The 18,236-nt window shown below is 47.0% G+C and carries 22 protein-coding genes and 1 tRNA gene; 5 read left to right on the top strand and 18 right to left on the bottom strand.

Annotation, left to right across the window (positions count from 1 at the left end; genetic code table 11):
* Window positions 1-37: 37 nt before the first annotated feature.
* Window positions 38-1,165: a deoxyribonuclease IV gene (locus GJB61_RS02155; RefSeq protein ID WP_154116654.1), complete on the bottom strand. Its 1,128-nt coding sequence runs from the start codon at window positions 1,163-1,165 to the stop codon at window positions 38-40.
* A 170-nt stretch (window positions 1,166-1,335) separates the two neighbouring features.
* Between GJB61_RS02155 and GJB61_RS02150 the strand changes: the two genes are divergently transcribed.
* Both GJB61_RS02150 and GJB61_RS02145 read left to right on the top strand, forming a co-directional pair.
* Entirely contained in the window at window positions 1,336-1,800 is a 465-nt protein-coding gene (locus GJB61_RS02150) for a DUF2621 domain-containing protein (RefSeq protein ID WP_195724197.1), read from the top strand.
* Window positions 1,801-1,820: 20 nt separating this feature from the next.
* Window positions 1,821-2,723 carry a TIGR01777 family oxidoreductase gene (locus GJB61_RS02145; protein WP_338115642.1) on the top strand — a complete coding sequence of 301 codons (903 nt, stop codon included), beginning with the start codon at window positions 1,821-1,823 and terminating at the stop codon, window positions 2,721-2,723.
* Window positions 2,724-2,763: 40 nt separating this feature from the next.
* On the opposite strand, the gene GJB61_RS02140 is transcribed toward GJB61_RS02145, so the two are convergent.
* The 14 genes from GJB61_RS02140 to GJB61_RS02075 all read right to left on the bottom strand — a co-directional run bounded on the left by GJB61_RS02140 (window position 2,764) and on the right by GJB61_RS02075 (window position 15,344).
* Window positions 2,764-4,395, bottom strand: a complete 1,632-nt coding sequence (locus GJB61_RS02140) for a DUF6382 domain-containing protein (protein WP_229521414.1) — start codon at window positions 4,393-4,395, stop codon at window positions 2,764-2,766.
* 19 nt (window positions 4,396-4,414) lie between these two features.
* A complete protein-coding gene (locus tag GJB61_RS02135) occupies window positions 4,415-4,924 on the bottom strand; it encodes an A24 family peptidase (RefSeq protein ID WP_154116650.1) in 510 nt (169 codons plus the stop codon).
* 33 nt (window positions 4,925-4,957) lie between these two features.
* Window positions 4,958-5,968 carry a TadE/TadG family type IV pilus assembly protein gene (locus GJB61_RS02130; protein WP_229521413.1) on the bottom strand — a complete coding sequence of 337 codons (1,011 nt, stop codon included), beginning with the start codon at window positions 5,966-5,968 and terminating at the stop codon, window positions 4,958-4,960.
* A gap of 18 nt (window positions 5,969-5,986) precedes the next feature.
* Window positions 5,987-8,272, bottom strand: coding sequence for a hypothetical protein (locus tag GJB61_RS02125; protein ID WP_195724196.1), 2,286 nt, complete (start codon window positions 8,270-8,272; stop codon window positions 5,987-5,989).
* Complete coding sequence (locus tag GJB61_RS02120; RefSeq protein ID WP_154116646.1) at window positions 8,262-8,933, bottom strand: TadE family protein; 672 nt, start codon at window positions 8,931-8,933, stop codon at window positions 8,262-8,264. The genes GJB61_RS02125 and GJB61_RS02120 overlap by 11 nt, the downstream gene beginning before the upstream one ends.
* The gene (locus GJB61_RS02115; RefSeq protein WP_154116644.1) at window positions 8,930-9,118 is read right to left on the bottom strand and encodes a Flp1 family type IVb pilin; all 189 of its coding nucleotides are present in this window, start codon (window positions 9,116-9,118) and stop codon (window positions 8,930-8,932) included. Before GJB61_RS02115 ends, GJB61_RS02120 begins: the two co-directional genes overlap by 4 nt.
* A gap of 12 nt (window positions 9,119-9,130) precedes the next feature.
* Complete coding sequence (locus tag GJB61_RS02110) at window positions 9,131-10,006, bottom strand: type II secretion system F family protein (protein WP_338115668.1); 876 nt, start codon at window positions 10,004-10,006, stop codon at window positions 9,131-9,133.
* A gap of 11 nt (window positions 10,007-10,017) precedes the next feature.
* Complete coding sequence (locus tag GJB61_RS02105; RefSeq protein ID WP_154116640.1) at window positions 10,018-10,824, bottom strand: type II secretion system F family protein; 807 nt, start codon at window positions 10,822-10,824, stop codon at window positions 10,018-10,020.
* 23 nt (window positions 10,825-10,847) lie between these two features.
* Window positions 10,848-12,116 (bottom strand): TadA family conjugal transfer-associated ATPase, encoded by a 1,269-nt coding sequence (locus GJB61_RS02100; protein WP_154116638.1) that lies wholly within the window; start codon window positions 12,114-12,116, stop codon window positions 10,848-10,850.
* Entirely contained in the window at window positions 12,109-13,269 is a 1,161-nt protein-coding gene (locus GJB61_RS02095; protein ID WP_154116636.1) for a CpaE/TadZ family protein, read from the bottom strand. The genes GJB61_RS02100 and GJB61_RS02095 overlap by 8 nt, the downstream gene beginning before the upstream one ends.
* A 153-nt stretch (window positions 13,270-13,422) precedes the next feature.
* On the bottom strand, window positions 13,423-13,857 hold the full coding sequence (locus GJB61_RS02090) for a DUF6526 family protein (protein ID WP_154116634.1): 435 nt from the start codon (window positions 13,855-13,857) through the stop codon (window positions 13,423-13,425).
* Window positions 13,858-13,875: 18 nt separating this feature from the next.
* Complete coding sequence (locus GJB61_RS02085) at window positions 13,876-14,289, bottom strand: thiol-disulfide oxidoreductase DCC family protein (protein WP_154116632.1); 414 nt, start codon at window positions 14,287-14,289, stop codon at window positions 13,876-13,878.
* Between the two features lie 93 nt (window positions 14,290-14,382).
* Window positions 14,383-14,661 carry a hypothetical protein gene (locus tag GJB61_RS02080; RefSeq protein WP_154116630.1) on the bottom strand — a complete coding sequence of 93 codons (279 nt, stop codon included), beginning with the start codon at window positions 14,659-14,661 and terminating at the stop codon, window positions 14,383-14,385.
* A gap of 260 nt (window positions 14,662-14,921) precedes the next feature.
* On the bottom strand, window positions 14,922-15,344 hold the full coding sequence (locus tag GJB61_RS02075; protein WP_154116628.1) for an organic hydroperoxide resistance protein: 423 nt from the start codon (window positions 15,342-15,344) through the stop codon (window positions 14,922-14,924).
* Between the two features lie 175 nt (window positions 15,345-15,519).
* On the opposite strand from GJB61_RS02075, the gene GJB61_RS02070 reads away from it, so the two are divergent.
* A complete protein-coding gene (locus tag GJB61_RS02070; protein WP_154116626.1) occupies window positions 15,520-16,002 on the top strand; it encodes a glutathione peroxidase in 483 nt (160 codons plus the stop codon).
* A gap of 96 nt (window positions 16,003-16,098) precedes the next feature.
* On the opposite strand, the gene GJB61_RS02065 is transcribed toward GJB61_RS02070, so the two are convergent.
* The 3 genes from GJB61_RS02065 to GJB61_RS02055 form a co-directional block, all read right to left on the bottom strand.
* Window positions 16,099-16,461, bottom strand: a complete 363-nt coding sequence (locus GJB61_RS02065; protein ID WP_154116624.1) for a DUF1304 domain-containing protein — start codon at window positions 16,459-16,461, stop codon at window positions 16,099-16,101.
* Between the two features lie 126 nt (window positions 16,462-16,587).
* Window positions 16,588-16,670, bottom strand: a tRNA-Leu gene (locus GJB61_RS02060).
* A gap of 82 nt (window positions 16,671-16,752) precedes the next feature.
* Window positions 16,753-17,118 carry a helix-turn-helix domain-containing protein gene (locus GJB61_RS02055; protein ID WP_154116622.1) on the bottom strand — a complete coding sequence of 122 codons (366 nt, stop codon included), beginning with the start codon at window positions 17,116-17,118 and terminating at the stop codon, window positions 16,753-16,755.
* 145 nt (window positions 17,119-17,263) lie between these two features.
* On the opposite strand from GJB61_RS02055, the gene GJB61_RS02050 reads away from it, so the two are divergent.
* On the top strand, window positions 17,264-17,461 hold the full coding sequence (locus GJB61_RS02050; RefSeq protein WP_154116620.1) for an XRE family transcriptional regulator: 198 nt from the start codon (window positions 17,264-17,266) through the stop codon (window positions 17,459-17,461).
* A gap of 36 nt (window positions 17,462-17,497) precedes the next feature.
* Window positions 17,498-18,133, top strand: coding sequence for a PAS domain-containing protein (locus GJB61_RS02045; protein ID WP_154116618.1), 636 nt, complete (start codon window positions 17,498-17,500; stop codon window positions 18,131-18,133).
* Window positions 18,134-18,236 lie beyond the last annotated feature (103 nt).

Here is an 18,236-nt window from a genome sequence, read left to right as displayed (position 1 = left end):
CATCCTCTCATCTACTTGCGCAATCTATAAGTTTAGCTTAGGCGTTAACGAGCAATTGTTTCCCCGCGAGCCAAGCGATCAGACGGTGATTAATAGCTTGCTCAGATAGCTGCGGAAACAATCCAGCATTAGCAACATTATCATATAGCCGCTCAAGCGGCTCGCGCGGATCTGCCTTCTTAGCCTTGGCATCGTTCTTCAACAGCTCCCAGACATCCAGTACATATTGACGAGAATCAAGCTCCTGCTTGGCGAAGAAGGCATGCAGCATTTCAACCTCCTGCATAAATTCTGGTCCAAACCGTTCAGCTACATCGCCACGCAAGAGCGCGATTTCCACCTCATACATGGGACTCAATTTTTTGGCATCCTTGCCAATCCAGGGGGTCTCCAGAATGAACGGCAAGCCTGCCAGCGCTTCATGATGAACGACCTTATTGATCGTCTCGAAGCCAATCCAGCCTGAGCCAATCGGAGTATGGCGGTCCTTCTGTGCTCCGCGTGGATTCTTGCTGTCATTCAGGTGAATGACACCCAGGCGGTCTAGACCGATAGTCTGGTCAAACTGCTGCAGCACACCATCCAGGTCATTAGCGATATCATATCCCGCATCATGAATGTGACAGGTGTCCAGACATACCGAAAGCCGCTGGTTAAATTCAACCTTGTCAATGATGGAGGCAATCTCCTCAAAGCTACGGCCAATCTCTGTACCTTTGCCAGCCATAGTTTCAAGTGCAATATGAACTTCCGTCTCATCCGTGCCACCAAGAACCTCATTTAGTCCGTCGGCAATCCGCTGAATGCCGAATTGAGCATCCTTGTCCGTAAATGCGCCGGGATGCAACACAATATGCTTAACCCCAAGTGCATGTGTACGACGGATTTCTTCTTGCAGGAAATCAACAGCCAGTTGGTAAATGCTTTCCTTATAGGAGCCGAGATTGATAATGTATGGTGCATGGACAACAATCTCCTCTACACCATTAGCCTGCATCGCCAGCTTCCCTTCAATAGGGTACATTGAATCAATCGGTTTGCGGCGTGTATTCTGCGGCGCACCCGTATATATCATAAACGAGCTGGAACCATACTCATTTGCTTCATTGGCCGCGCTCAAGAGACCCTTGTCCGCGCAGGACACGTGAGAACCTATTTTTAGCATGCTCTTACCTCTTTCCTTCACGAATTAACACTTATTCTACCGTGATCGGGAAAATAAATCTAGGCAAGGCTGATATGCCCGCTTATGCTACGCAAAACTATGGAAATACGCTATACTTTAGATGAAAGATGAATTTGTGATAATAATCATTGCCCAAAGGTGGTATGCCCATGGCAACACAATTAGGACTAAGCTTGTTATCCGCAGCACCCAGCAATTGGTTTATGAACACCATCGCATTCTGGACATTTTTGCTGCTAGGCACCATGTGTATCGGCGGTTTTTTTATGTTCCGCAAATTTTTGAAAGTGCTGCCTAAAGCTGACGGGAAATCCAAGCTTGACTGGCAGAACTACTGGGTAGAACGCAGCCGTCCGCTGTGGGGAGACGAGGCAAAGGCTTTTCTGGACCTGCTTGTTCAGCCTGTACCTTCACCCTTCCGCGACATCGCCAAACATTCCATTGCGGCCGAAATTGGTAAAATCGCCATCGAAGCTGATGCTTCGGAGGTAACCCGTGATCACTGCATCAAAGGCTACATTGTCGCCACACCACGGCGAGATAATCGCTTTCTCATTCATTTTCTGGAGAAGAACGGAATTGATTACTCCCCTTACCGACATATGATTAAATAAAAAGAGCGGAGGCGGCAATCGTGAAATATATAATATGCGGCGGCACCGGCTTTATTGGCAAAGAGCTTACCAAATACTGGCTGCAGGCAGGACATGAGGTTATGATCGTCGGACGGAAACAGCCTGAAGTCCAAACGTCCCAGCCTAAGCTCAGTTATCATACTTGGGACAGCCTTGCTGCTAACCCCACACCAGCAGAAGGCACTGATGCTCTGATTAATCTTGCTGGATCTTCCCTTAGTCAACGTTGGAGTCCAAGCGGGAAGAAGGCAATTATGCAATCCCGTCTTGAAACCGTTACCGCAGCAGCCAAGCTATTGAAATCCTTGCAGAATAAGCCTTCGGTTGTGATCCAATCCTCTGCCGTAGCCATCTACGGCACCTCGCTGAAAGATACCTTTGACGAAACCTCTCAGGTCCATGTTATGGATTTCCCGTCTGAGGTTGTTCAGACTTGGGAAGCGGCCGCTGACGACGCCTATCAGGATATTCGCCTGATCAAACTGCGCACCGGAGTAGTACTTGGGAATGAAAGCGGAGCTTTCCCCAAAATAAAACTCCCCTACCTCTTAGGCTTCGGTGGAAAAATCGGCAGCGGAAAGCAGTGGATGTCCTGGATTCACTTGGCGGATATTGTAACCCTGATTGATTTCTGTATTCATAATTCCGGTATTTCTGGACCTGTTAATGCTACCGCTCCACTTCCTGTGACAAACGAAGAATTCGGCAGAACAATTGGCAAGGTGTATCGTCGCCCTCATTGGTTTCCTCTTCCAGCCTTTTTGCTAAAAGCAGCAGTGGGTGAATTATCCGAAATATTGCTGGAAGGCCAACATGTCATTCCCGCCAAAGCCTTGGAACACGGATTCACCTTTGCCTATCCAACACTTAAGCCTGCACTACAGCAACTGAAATCCCAATAACATTGGCCATTACATAAACACCTGATTTTTAACTCAGTCCCTAGGCTGTCCGGAATGTATATTTCCCCTTAACAATCATGAATGCAGCTCCTTCGGTCAGTGGGTATTCCTTGTAAGGGATCATGGCCTCACCCTGAAAAAAGGTTCCATTTCTAGAGTCCAGATCCTTTATGATGTATCCCTCTGGGCTTCTGGATATTTCAGCGTGCACTCTTGACGCTCCTTCTGATACTTCTACATACTGAGCTACCTCGGCTGATCGGCCAATAATAAAGCTGGGGCGATTCAGCTCGATTTTCTCCGCATTCCCTCCACTCTCGGCGTCACACCTTTCGAGGTATGGAATATTACGTTTCATTCTTTCAATCTCTTGCTCCTTATCCGGCACTTGCTCCCGTGGCAGTAAAGCCGTTGCCGCGATCGGTATTGGTGCCTTGACTCCATAAGAATTAGTATCCTTCTGGCTACCTCCAAAACTACTAATCTGCGGGGATTCTACGATGTTCGATGGCTTGAGCGCTTCCCGTACGTCCCTCATGGGGGCCGCTGGATGAACAGAAGTCACAGGATTTCTACTCAAATCCCGTACCAGCTCCTTTCGGATCATGTTGCTTCCTATATCCGCTGCCTCTTCCTCCATATCTTCCTCATCTTCAGAAATTCCCAGCCTGATTCTTCCACTCCAAACCAGCCAGCTCAGGACCGCCAGGGTTAAGGTCACCACTTCACAAACCACCAGCCATAGCAGCTTCGGACTGTTCAGGTAAAGGAACTTCCAGAGCAGCGCGTCTCCCAAAAGACAAGCCAGAACAATATAGGTTCTAGAGCTTGAGGATTGTTGTTTAAAGTCAACTTCATCGCCCATGCTGCTAACCGGCCTCTGCTCTTCTTTCAATCCAAGACTCGGATAACCGCTCATCCATGGTGTTGGATTATGCCTCAATGAAGCTGAACCTCGCTCATCTTGAACTGTATTTTTCCTCACTGGAGCAGCTGCTTCTCGCGTTGGAAGCTCACTCACTTGCTCATGGGGTAATTTCCCTGCTACTGGTTGCTCCACAATTATAGTTGGGTCGGTAAGAGGAAGAACAGAATCTCCTTCCGTCATCAGTTCCGCCAAAAGCTCTCGGAATCCCGCAGGGGTAAAACCATCCTCACCACAATATTGCAATATTCTTTGCACTCCGTTACCCGTAAGCTCTGTTATGGACATCATCAGCACCATAATCAGTGACTTAAAGCCCTCACCCGGACGTACAGCAGATTCAGCATTCTCTAAAGGAATGTATGTGAGGTACACCTTACCGTTCTGCAATGATCCATCAATAAAGATATAATCCTCATGTAGCGCATACTGTTCTGCCCGCAGCATATACAACCTGCCGTCCTCCATTCCTCGGGCTATTTGTAGTAGCAATCCTAAGAATGTGGTCATGCTGAGCCTTTCACCTTTGAGCAGATGACTGAGCATTTTTTTTCGGGACACCGCATATTCCAAAGTAATATTCAGGTCTATCTCCTTAAGCAGCAGCCGCAGATGATGCGGAATACTGGAGTTCATCAGCATCCGGGCCTGCACCATGTTAAGCTTGTCTGCACGCAATCCAGGCTGCTCTCCGAGTGTCATATAAATACCATCCTGCTGCATAAAATCACGAGTCAATCCAAACAACAAGCATCACCTCCCAAAGTTAAAAATAGAGATATGCACATACCGAACCGGGGATTACGGCCAGCATAAAGGGAAACCTTAACATCTCACTTCTATTCCCTTTCAATATGCCCGGACTCTGTAGCAGCATGAACCCTGTAACTCTACTGAAGATTTTACGTAAACGGCTTCCTGTTTCCTTTCTCCTCAGAACAATGATCCAACCGATCAATGCTCCGAAGAATACGGAATACATGAGGACTTGTAACGTAAATAATATTCCCGTCCAAGCTCCGATTCCCGCAAAAAGCTTAACATCCCCAGCTCCAACCGCCCCTATCATGTACATGATTAGGAGCAGTATGAAACCCGCGGCTGCCCCACCACCAGCAAACAACAGACCCTGCCAGCCATTCATAATCCCCTGCACAAGCAGACCCGCGATCATCGTAGACACAGTGATCCGGTTCGGGATTCTCATGGAGAGGATGTCTGTAACAAACGCCGCCGCCAGAAAGGGCAGACAGCCCCAAAATGCCCACTCCGTCATTGATTATGCTCCTTTTCCCACCACTTCATTTCACTACCCACTTCCCCTGCCTACAACCGTAAATTTCACTTCAATGGATCTGCCATCCTCCAATTGGATCACAAACGGCCATGAGCCTGGAGTGGTATTGGAACCGATCGTCCATTCCCACTCGATATATCCGTCTTTATCCGCTTGTTTCCAGCCTAAATATTTGGCAGTGCTTATCCCAGTTTTATAAAAAACCGAAAGGTTCGCAGATGCACCACTTGGGATTTTGGCCCGGATCTTTCCCTTCTGGCCCGCCACCCCTGGATTTGGCTGTTCCAAGACCACAATGCCTTCCTCGGCATTCTCAGGATCCTCACCACTATCCTTTGCGGTTTCTCCCGTATCGCCAATCCATAAACGCTCAACCGCGCTAGCTTCCAGTACGATACGCCGATTCAGAAATGGCACCTTCATCGGCAGCTCATAGCTGACCTCAAGTCCGAAATAGGGATTCGTTCCCGCCTTGAGATCTGGAACAATAATATTGGATACATGGATTCGGTCGTAATCTAATAAATCAGAGGATAAATAAGGCTTCATTAATGGCTTTACCGCAAGATCCAGTACACTCTGTGAGGCTTCAGCCTGAAGTTCCTGCAGGGGCCCCTCCCCCTTCTGTAGAGCAGCCATGACCCATTCATCCATAGGCTTCGGCAGCGCCGCAGCGTATTCTCCGACCCAATCGGTCAGTGACAGGCGAGGAATACTCCAGGTGTTAGATGAATCTGAGTCGGCAGCCGACCCACCAGTATCTGCTGTCTCTGATTCTTCACCTTCTCCGCTTTCCGTCCCCCATTTCTGTGCCGCCAAAGCTGCCGGATACATATGTGTTGAGATGACCTTGACGGTATCGGAGGCGGTACTCTGTAAGGCGGTTGAGTACAAGGTCATCTGCACAATAGAAATTAGAAACAGAACAAACAGCAGAAATATAGGAAGCACCATCGCCGCTTCCACGACCATGCTGCCCTCGTCGCTCGTCCCCCTCCTTCTCCGATGCCAGAGCTGCCGCATTTTCCTCACAACCTTCCGTTAATAAGAGAAATCAGCCTTAACAGCTCTGTAATAGACTTTACCTTGCACATCACCGGAACTCCCTCCACTATAGTTCAGCAGTTTAATTACACCGGGTAAGAACCAAAGCTTCATTCCGAGTTTAATATCCGCAGCGACATAGGTGTTTTTTTCGGCTGGATTTATTCCTGTTTTTAAACGGATTAAAGCAAGCATCCGGGAGAGTTGAGCCTCATCGCTACCATGCAGCAGCATAAACAGACGCAGATGATCACGGTAGCTGAGCTGTGCAGGCATATATTTGGATAATGGCACAGCATCCTTTTCACAGAGCAGCAGCATGTCCTGAACCGCCTGCTCAATACCGTATAGTAAGGCTGCGGCTAGGATTGCCAGTGGATTGCCAAGTGCTGCCTTCTCAATAAAACCTTCCATCGTACGAATGGCCAACCGCATCCCGAATATTTCTCCATAAGCTGCCGCCACATTGCCAACCGGATTATGAAATCCGTACAGGATATATTCCAGTTCTTGTGCTTGCGGGTCAAGCTGATCAACTAGCTGCTGAGCCGCTGTTCCTTCGGTATCCAAGGTTAAAGCAGCCAGCTTGGTAACATCAAAATGCTGAAAATACAGTGCCGAATACTCTGTCTGAAAAAGCCTGTCCCTGGCCCCTTCCATGATACTGCCCATTGCAGCATATATTCCGTCCATGCTTGACATGGCAGAACTGCCAGCAGCATAGGGATCTGTAGTTCCCTGTGCTGCTTGAGAGGATTCCGATCCTAGTCCCTCATTAAAAGAGACACTGTCCTCGTAGTATTGATTCAGCGTTTCATAGCGTGCTAAGGATTCACCTGCCTGATCTTTCAGTCCTTTGATGTTGTCCAGCATTTTCATTGCATCGCCCAGCTTGGACTTGGCTTCTCGCTCTGTTTGCTTACGCTGTTTATCCGAGCTGCGATGCTCCTCAATCTGAGCAGTCTCGCTGGCAAGAATGATACCATGCACACCGTAGTTCTGCAGATATGTATGGATGATACGGGAAACTTCCAGAACGGCAGCAATCATTTGAGAATTGTCACCGTTAATTCCTAATGCTTGGGATAGTACGTTAGGCAGTCCGTTAACTACTGGAACTATAGCTAGATATGCCTGTTCCTGGGCAGACAGATTATTCTCCATACTTCCAAAATCAGCAGGGGAGATAATCAGCGAATCCTCCTGCTCACGCAGTTTCATTAATATATCCGTACTCATGCTATCGGAGCTTCCCGGAATATCCAAGTCCGCGGCCTGACCCTGTCCGCTACCCACACTGTTGCTTCGAGACTGCTCAAGCACTGCTTCCATCTCCTCATTCAGTTCCTGAGCTCTCTTCAGCGCGTTCTGTGCTTCCTCTATTAATCGTTCGTGATCTGTACGGAATGTAAGTAGAAGATTTGGTATCCGTGAGCTAACCTCCGCCGTCTGTCTTAAGTAGAGAGCTAGCTGGTTGGTATACTTAGGCATCTTTTTAACGTCACGATTCAAGTCTGCGTAGTACTTTCCAACATAATCATTGTATTGCGCAGCTATGTCAGCGGCAGAGGTGACATTGCCCAAAGCGCTCGGGACAATGCTATCCTGAGGAGGATTCATGATCAACTGAAGCAGGAATTCTCCACTTTCTGCTGCTTGCCTGCGCCGCTCCAGCATAAGATCCAGCGCTTCTTCACGTGCATCATAGAGTGGCTGCAGCTTGCTGAGCACCTTCGTTGCTTGCGAAGCCTCCCCCATTGCTGCCGATAGCGGCTTGAATTTCCCGGCCAGCTCCAAGGCGAAATCAACCGGGGCTTTGTACTTCATCTCTTCATTAATCTGCCGGCGAAAAATATCATAACTTCCAAGCGAACGACTAAAGTTCAGGGAAGAGGATTCCAGCCCAAGCGTCAAAAGATTGAAGCCATCTTCCCGGCCACTTTTATGCAGATTATCATTTAACACTCGCGACAATAGCAGATTAGCGTCACTACCGCCAAAGGCGAACAGTCCATATTTCTCCTGTAATTCTTTATCATACGCTGACATTACTGACCGGCTACCCGCTCTTGCCAGCCGTTCGCCCTGTACGTTCATAGCGGCAATTCGCGCATAATCAATCAATACTGTGGCAAACAGAAACACAAAAGCCAGCACCATGATTAAGAATATCGAGACAGAACCCTCAACTTTGTGATTCCACAGCCTATTCCAGCGCTTTCCATTACTATAAGAACGGGCAACTGTTCTCTTCATCTCAGCCTCCAAAAAATCATTTGCCATGAAGCTTGGTCATTATTGCAGAGGCATCCTTCTTTTCCATTGCAGTTGAAGACCCACCGCTCTGTGAACCCCCTTTGAACTTGGCACCATAATACCGCATCAGATCGATTGTACGAATAAATTCTACAGGCTCTGTAACAACCGATTGTGCCTTTACCACTGGTTTAGCTTCATCTGCCAACACATCATCCAACAAGGGTAAATCCAGCATACGTTTCAGTTCCGCGCTTACTGTACGGCCAGTTAGGCTGTATGTGTAATTCATCTCTCCCGGCATATTATCAGGAACCATACCAGAGGCATGCTCAAGCTTGAGTAAAGGCAACACGCTTGTTCCGTGAGTCTCTGCAGGAAGTTCGAGCTTTTGTCCCCCGCTATCTGTATTCCCGCCAAATAATGAAGAGAGCAGCCCATCTTCCCCTATTCGCCAATATAGTGAATCATATTGACCCGCAGCAAAAGTGCCCTCCACCTCTTTATGGCTGTTGTCCCAATCGTACGCTGCACGTTCAGTAGTAGCTGAGGCTACCTGCATTAGCATTGATTGCTGATAACTATACAAGCAGAAGAACAGGAGCAGCATCGTAATAAACATGATAATGGGCAGCAACAGAGAGGCTTCGATCGTGAAGCTGCCACGGTCATCCTTAAGCGTACTCATTCAAATACTTTTTGGCTCTTTTCACCAGCTGTATCGATTAGAGCTTCAACTACCTCTTGAATTTTTTCTTTAAACAGAAGTACCACCGCAATCAGCACAGCGATGATCAGAATCATCTCCAACGTGCCCAACCCTTCCTCGTCCTTCCAAAAACCCTTCATACTTCCTACAATACTCGTCATCATTTGCTCATCCTCCTACATATTTAACATCATGATTGCAGGCGTTCCCACCAGCACAATAACAATTAAAAAGATAACAACCATCGGAAAGACCAACTTCGATGACGCCTGCTCCCCGCGTGTCCGGCTAAGTGCCTTCCTTTTCTCCCAGAGCATCCGCGACAGATCACGCAGCGACAATACAAAATCCCCGCCTCCCCGGCGATAATTAAGCAAGACTGTTGTCGTGAACAGCGATACTTCCTGCACAGCACAGCGCTTACTGAAGTTCTCAAAGGCCTGCTGAAACGAATAGCCGCTCTCCCATTCACCCGTCATCGTCATAAGCTCCTTATACAGCGGATGACTGATATCTCCCTTACGGCTTTCAACACAGCGGAGAATAGCCCGCTGCACCGTCTCCCCGGCACCCACTAACAATACGATGCTGTTGAGAAGCTCAGGCAGCTCCATCATAATATGCTGTTCTCTCAGCCTGACCTTTTTATGCAGGTCACTGGCCAGGGCAATCGGTAGAGCTATCGCCAGTACTGAACCCAATAATATTCCTGTGCGTTCCTCATTAATCAAGGTGATCAGGCTGCCACCCAGCAGCAACAGCCAGCTATAGCAAAGCATCTCACCCATAAACAGTAAGGTTCGCTCAGCACTATAACGCATGCCGTAATTTCGCTGCAGGGAACGTTGGATTTTGAAGAATAACGATGGAAATCTGCTTCCCAGCCCCATTCTTTCAATGAGCAATAGTATCGGTTCTCCCAGCCTGCGTAAACGCAGTCCATCCATTGGAATCCTCCGTAGCCCTGCATATCGGCTTCCACATTTCAAAAGCAAGATTACCCAACCTGCTGATAAAACCAGAATAAGCACACCGCATATCCATCGCATGATCTCACCATCCTTCACAGCGGAATGTCCATAATCTTGGAAGTCCAGAGATAGCAAAGAAACAATGCCGCTAGGGCCAGTGTAGATATTGCAATACCCGCACCTGTGTACATAGGCTCCATATAGTCACCTGCCGTCAAGCTCATGAACATTACCATGACCAGTGGTGAGATTAGCAGCGCTTTAGCCTCAAACTTCTTCTGGGCGATACTTACTGCGATATCCTGCTCTATATCCAGCTTCTCACCAATGATCGTTGATGTCCGACGCACAACTTCGACGAGATCACCACCCGTACGCTTACAGACGGAGAACACATCTGCGAAACGTTCAATGTCTTCCATTCCCGCGCGTTCACTGAAGTCATGCAGTGCTTCTTCTACGGGCTGACCATATTCCATCCTTGCACAAATAATGTTCAACTCGGAGATCATATCACCGCCGCCCTCCTGATCCAGCATACGCAGATCCAACACAGCTTCCCGAAAGGCATTCTCTACCGAACGTCCAGCCGATAAAGACGAGGAAAGTGAGAATAACGTCTGCTTAAACTGTAGATTGAGTACAGAACGGCGCCGTCTCAGAAGGTAATCACGCAATAACCGTGGTGCATAGGCACCGCCTGGGACAAGCAATAAAGACAGCAGCCATTGATGATAAAACAGATATCCGATGCCAAAAAGAAGCAGACTGCCTCCACTAATCGCCAAGATTTTTTGTGAAAAGGTTAGTACATACACTTTGTAGTCAGGCAATTGGGCTGCCCAACTGGCAGACTGAACTGCAGCAGGCTTCGTTGCAGAAGACCTAACCTTGAACATTACGAGCTTTTTCCCAAAAATAATCAGATCATCACCTCCCCCTTCTTGAATTCAGCTTGGCTAATAACAGCAGACAGGAGAGTAATGCCAGCCATCTTCAGCTTGTCCGTATGGCACAATAGATTGCCACTTGGGTTCAGACTACCTTGTATCCGTCCCGCCAGTTCGCCCATTTCCTGAAATTCATATAAAGAATTCAGTACCACCTCTCCATCCTTCAGACCAATCACTTCACTAATTCCCATCACTCGACGGGAGCGGTCCCGCAGTCTGGACAAATGTACGAAAATATCAATAGCCGAAGCAATTTGCTGGCGGACAACCACTACCGGCAGATCTGCAGCACTCAGCACCATCGTCTCCAGACGACTGACCATATCGCGGGCACTATTACTATGGCCAGTTGAGAGTGAACCATCGTGTCCGGTGTTCATCGCCTGCAGCATATCCAGGCATTCCGCCCCACGCACCTCGCCAACCACAATCCGATTGGGTCTCATCCGCAACGAAGAACGTATCAGGTCACGGATCGTAATCTCCCCTTTACCTTCCGTATTAGCATTTCTCGTCTCCAGGGAGACGAGATTTGGCACGGTCACAATTTGCAACTCGGCGGAGTCTTCCACCGTGATGACTCGCTCATGCGCTGGAATGAACTGGGACAGCGCGTTCAGGAACGTTGTTTTGCCTGAGCCGGTACCTCCGCTTATAAAAATATTATATTTGGCAGTAACAAGCGTCTGCAGCAGCTCCGCAGCTTCCGGGCTTATGGCTTCCCGCTTGATCAGCTCACTCATCGTCATCGGCGTCTCCGGGAATTTGCGGATCGTCATCGCCGGACCCTTTAATGCCACCGGTGGCAGCACGATATTGACCCGGGAACCATCCTTTAGCCGGGCATCCACAATAGGTGAGGAGTCATTCACTACTCTGTTCACCTCAGATACCACCGTCTGGATAATATCCTCCAACCTACCGCTGGATTCGAACGCCAGCGGCAGGCGGCGGATTTGGCCGTCCTCTTCAATGAAGATTTCTTTATAGCTGTTGATCATAATCTCTGTAATCGCCGGATTATCTATCAGCGGCTGCAGCACATCAAGTCCCCGAAAAGAATCGAATAATCTCTTCACAAGCTCATGCTTCTCCGGTGCTGTTAAATAACCAAGACTCTCCCGTTCCAGTATCGTTCGTTCAATGTAAGCGGTGAGTTCTTTATTCCCTACAGCCGAAGTAACATCAAGCCCTGCCCGAATATCACTGCGTAATAGTCCGAACATCTCATCATTCATATTGGCCTTTCCCGGTAAATACCAATGGAAGAGCGGGCTCGATAAACGCCTTGCAGAACTCGAGAATCTCTCGCTGGAATTGTGGAGAGTTCAGACAGAGTTCCTCCCGATGCTGCAGCGCCCAAGACGGAATAAAGGGTAAAATACAGTCAAAGGTTATTCCTTCGGGCGGCAACCTGCCCTCCATAGAATTCGTAGCCAGATTCACTACGAATCTGCTCTTATCCAGTAGATTTGCTGGCATACCACTATGGGGGGCTGTGCAATGTGATAACCACCTTACTGTCTTATGCAAGCTAATATCATCATGCTTCAGCACCCAGAGCAGCATGCCGCACCGTTGCAACACAGCCTCGGCTCGCTCCTCTTCAAGACTCCCAGTATCAACAATTACAACATCATAGCCCCCTGCTGCCAGCCGCTCCAACAAATCGAGCGTATCCCTCTTGGTCATCTGTAGCATTTCCTTAACATTGCCTACCGGCCTAAAGGCATCACTAAGCAGAGCTTCATGCCTGAGGACATAACGTCCTAAATCAACTTCGTCTGCTTCCTTCCCACGGGAGGCCTGAATCTCATAGAGCAGTCTTTCCAATCCTGGAGCATTTCCAGTGGGCGGTCGGAGGAATAAACCACTGCTGTCCACACTTTCAAGATTTAGATAAAATACAGACAACCCTATCCCGCCAAGTTGTTTGGCCAGATTCAGAGCTATTGTTGTTTTGCCGTTGCTTCCACTACAGGAGACAACCCCCAACACCAAAGTCTCTTCCTTCACAGAGGAAGCAGTCCTAACACGGCTGATTTCACATAACTGGAGCATGGATTCTAGCAGTGAGGGCAGTGCCTGATACTTGGCGATCATTACACCCCCTGCCAGTCCTCCAATACTCTTACCGGAGTAGCCCACATCCTCACTTAATACCGCCCATGGTACTGTAGTTCTTCCTTCTACGAGCCAGGCTTCGATAAAAGATGCATCTCCTACAACTGCATCCGGAATCTCATCTCCTTTCATAAATTCCACAAAGGCAGCCATCTTACTAAATGCCGAAATACGCAGCATATCCCCATATTCACTATGATGCACGTACTGCAGCACCGGTTCGATATATTGACTCTCGCGCACAGCGAGCACGATCCTTGCCGCCATGAAATCACCCTCCTCCCCTCAAAAAAGAACAGCAAAAAAGCACCGCCAATAACCGCGACAAACGGTTATTGAACGGTGCTTCCGTTACTGTTCCTTTAATTTACAGCTATAGTAGCATATATATAATGAGGCAGCAATAAGTTTTTTCGCATATCACACTCGCATCGAATCTTCCCGCCAGTTCTGCACAGCAGAGAGGATGTCTTCCGGTTTCAACTGTTCCTCCACCGCTCGCTGACTCAACGCAGGAAACTCATCATCACCCGCATAGCGCAATGCAATAATCTGGGCAAGACTAAGCTCAGTGCTAAGCGTACCCCCAGTCAGTCGATAATAGCGGAATTGCTCCTCTATTCTCACTATACGGTCCTGACTCTTAGTAGCATACATCCGAATACGACCAGCAGCGAAGACTAGGCATAAGGAGGAGATGAACAGCAGCGTCGATACCGTTAATTCTCCACCATCCTGCAGTACGAAATAGAGATGAATCCCGGACCAAACCAATAGAATAAGTGCGAGTGGCAAGGTTACAAAATGATAGGACCAATCAAAGCGCATAAATCCGTTCCGTTTTCTTTTGTTCATAAGTTCCTCCACTAGAAGTTATAGAAATCTTCGCCGGTTCTCCGGTGTTGGAAGCAAACACTGCTCATCACGTCCGAACCAGCGGTAACGGTTCCTCGCTACAAGCCTGTAGAGTGCGTTGCGCAGCGGGCGAGGTACAAGGATGAACACATAAGCAGCAGGATACGGAAAACGCAGCCTGCGGGCTATCCGTAGCACTGCAGCGGACTCCGTGTAATACACGCCTTTTTCTAGCAGCACCACTGTGCTCAATTGGCCTGACTTCAGCCCCCCAGCATCCAGTAACCTTTGAGATATCTCGCTTTGTAAAGGTGCAAACATAAATTGGCCTTTGGGATCACGTGGAATGATGAAGCGAACTAACCCCTGGCAAAGATGGCATACGCCGTCTATCAATACGATTGATTTACCCTCGATCTGTTCCTCATTCAAACCACTCGCCCCCTTCTCTAGCAAATATCCCTCTCAAAAAATAAAGAAAAAACGCGGGATAAACTCCCGCGCCAACATGTTCCGTCCATTTATTTATTCGGCAATTGCCTTCTCAATCCATTGGTTCCCAATCATTTGTCCTTCGAGATCAGGAGTGAATGCTTCCATACATTTGCAGATGAAATCCTTGCGGCAAATAGGACATGGTGTTTTTAGCAGGCGGCTGATGTTCGTCATTTTCCATTCCGGAAACCGATTATAAAACACGCGGCACTCCGTTCCATCAGCAAGCTTGATAATGAATTCGAACAATCCTTCCTTATCATTGCTGCTGGCTTTAGTCACATTCGTAATACTCGGTTTGTAGGACATCTTCATCACCCATTATTTAAATTTTTTTGTTTGTTTATAGCACACGCGACATATACAGATACTTAGACATATTAAAGAATTTTAGGGATGATGTCAACCAATGTACACTCTGTTGTTGTCTTATTATTACTCTTCTTGCTGTCGTTGTCTCTATTTTAGTCATTATTGCCAAGAATGTTCATCTATACCCGCCTGAAAAGACCAGACAATTATTGCCTGATCTCATCGAGCAGTATACTATTCATCCTGTAACGATCACACTATTCCACGATGTTTAATTCAACCTCAATATTACCTCTTGTGGCTTTAGAATAGGGGCAGAAATCATGCGCCTTTTTCGCCAGATCCTCAGCTTGTGCTCGTTCAATACCAGGCAACTTCACGTCCAATCTTACAGATAGCATAAAACCTCCATCACTATCATCCTTACCAATGGACACATTTGCAGTCACTTCTACATCCTGCAGCTTTACACCCTCTTTGCGGGCGATATTCGCCAAGGCACTTTCATAACAAGCTCCATATCCTGCAGCGAACAACTGCTCTGGATTAGTACCCAAACCACCGGGACCACCCAGTTCTTTAGGCATTTTTAGATCATGCTTCAAAGCGCCATCTGAAGATTCCACTGAACCTTCGCGTCCACCGTGAACGGTTGCTACTGCTGTATACAAGGCTTTCATAAATAATTCTCTCCTTCATTGAACAGTATTTTTGTAAGCACTCCCCATAACCTTAAACAATAGGGAGATTTTGAAACGATTACATTTGAAAAATGCCACAATGTTAATAATTGACTCCACACATTAAGTGGCGTACAATTAAATTGTGATAAATTATTGATCGGAGGCATAATCCATGAGTATTTATGATTTTGAAGCCAACACTCTGCGTGGCGAAGAAGAATCGTTGTCCAAGTACAAAGGCAAAGTATTGCTCGTTGTGAACACCGCCAGTAAATGTGGATTCACCCCTCAATACAAGGGTCTCCAAGAAGTGTACGAAAAATTCAAAGACCGCGGGTTCGAAGTTCTTGGCTTTCCGAGCAACCAATTTGCTGGTCAGGAGCCGGGCGAAAGTGAAGATATTGCGGAATTCTGCGAAATTAATTACGGCGTAACCTTTCCTATGTATGAGAAGATTGATGTGAAGGGCGATGAGGCACATCCCCTGTTCCAATATTTATCTACAGAAGCCCCTGGAATCCTGGGTTCGAAGAGTGTCAAATGGAACTTCACTAAATTCTTGGTTGATCAGGAAGGTCACGTTCTGAAACGTTTTGCTCCCAAAACAACACCCGATCAGATCGAAGCCGATATCGCCAAACTACTGAATAAGTAAATTTTTTAAAAAAAGGATACCCCGCCCGTACAGTTACTATACTGTACGAGAGAGTATCCTTTTTTTGTGGCGAACACTTTTACACGACTACAAAACTTACCATTGAAAGAGGACAGCAATTATCGCAACTAAAGCAGGTAATGCCTGCACGTAAATGATCGATTTCTTGGCAGTCAGACTGCCCACAATACCAGCAATCAGTACACAAACAAGGAAAAATAATTGAATGTGTCTTCCGGCAACAGCTTCAGGATACAACAAACCCCAGATTAATCCCGCTGCTAGAAATCCATTGTACAACCCTTGGTTAAAAGCAAGCGACTTCGAATCTTTGGCTACCTGTGCAGTAGTCCCAAAAGCCTTCATCCCTTTGGGTGTAGTCCATGTAAACATCTCCAAATATAGAATGTAGATATGTATAGCTGCAACAATGCTAACTAAGATAATGCTTATTAACATTAGCTTACCTCCGGTCTCTTTTTATTGTGATTATAACATCATTTGATCCAGGGAGCTTGTCACACCATTTGCTGTAAAAAATAAAAAACAAAAAAAGCCTTGCAGCGCAAGGCCTCCTTTAAAATATGCGGTAGAGAGGACTCGAACCTCCACGGGTATACACCCACTACCCCCTCAAGATAGCGTGTCTGCCATTCCACCACTACCGCGCGGTGAGTATAACTTGATACTTTGTTTGAGGCCAACATTTATCATTATAAATCCCTTCATCTTAAATGTAAAGACGCATATTCAGGAATTCTCATCAGTTGGTTTACGCTTACGGTATTCGGTAAAAGCTAGGTACTCCTTAATGAATTCCTTCTCCTTGGGAAGTAGTTCTGCATTTTGGCAATTCAATTGCCCTATGTGTTCAAAAAAATAATCCTCCCTGCCTTCACGCAAAATTTCCGTCGTATTCTTACCGAGAATAATCCAGTCAAGGCTAGCATTGAAAAAGGCACTAATCTCAATCAACTTATGTGTACCCGGAGTAGACTTTCCTCGTTTCCAATCTCCCATGTTACCTGTACTAATATTTAACTGCTCACAAAATGACTTCTTGGTTAACCCTTTTTGTTTAATCAAGTACTCTATACGCTCGTATATGGATTGCATTCATAAACCGCCTTTCACCATAATAAAAAAATCTTATTTAAGCCATTTATTGTTGAAATATGACTTAAAAAAGTATATAATTAACTAATATTAGGTCTTATTCCATTATATCATATGCCTGGAATGTCGATAAGAGGTGAAACTGTTGAACGACAAATACCCTATAACCCCGTACGGCTGGGTAATCAAACAACGCCTGACAGAGTTACATCTGGATCAAAAGGATTTCTGCCAGTTACATGGAATCCCCACTTATCGCTTGTCCAATGTGATTCACGGAACTCGCAGAGCCGAGCGTTATCGACGCCAGATCGCAGAGCTTTTGGGCCTTCCCCCATCTTAGCATTCCATCCTGATTGATCACAAGGAGCGATAACCTTTGCCAGAAAGCTTATCCACTTCTATCACCAATTATTTTGATACTCTGTCACAAAACGTCCTGCTTATCAACAGTTCCGGAATCATTCTATACACCAACAATAGGTGGAGAGCATACCGGAAGGAATACGGTCTTTCTCCGCTGAAGGAGTGGGTTGGAGTTAATTGCTTTGAGCTCTTGCAAGAGCTAATTACAGAGCCCACTCCTATCGCAGTACTACGCCAGTCCTTGCAGTCTATCCTTCAAGGAGAACGACTGGTATTTAGCTCAGAATTCTCCATGCCTACTAATAAGGGGCTCAGAAGATTCCGGTCTGAAATCTTCCCTCTCATCTCAGGTGTTCCCTCAGCAAGAGAACTCCTTGTCATTTCCCTATTCGATGCTGGAGCTGTTAAAGAACAACGAACTCTGACAGCATTCAGACCCCCCAGCGCTTCACGTAAGCATTCACACAAGCTCATCCCTATCTGCGCTTCCTGTAAATCCATTCGCAACGCTAAAGAGGAGTGGGACACGATTGAGCATTTCTTGCAGCAACATCTCTCCATGCAATTCACACATGATATCTGCCCTGATTGCATAAGGCTGCTCTATCCCAAATATGCAGGCGCATTTACGGGATCGACTGGACATTAAAAAGAAGCAAGAAATCTCGCAATCCACAAGGGAAATTGTGAAAAAGAACGTGCCGCATTAGGAGATAAGTGGCTCGGTGGGGATAAGAATTACGTTTTTCATG

Source organism: Paenibacillus monticola (assembly GCF_009664975.1).
Lineage (GTDB): Bacteria > Bacillota > Bacilli > Paenibacillales > Paenibacillaceae > Paenibacillus_AQ > Paenibacillus_AQ monticola.
The sequence above is the reverse complement of the archived record's forward strand: the minus strand, read 5'-3'. Positions and strand labels throughout refer to the sequence as shown.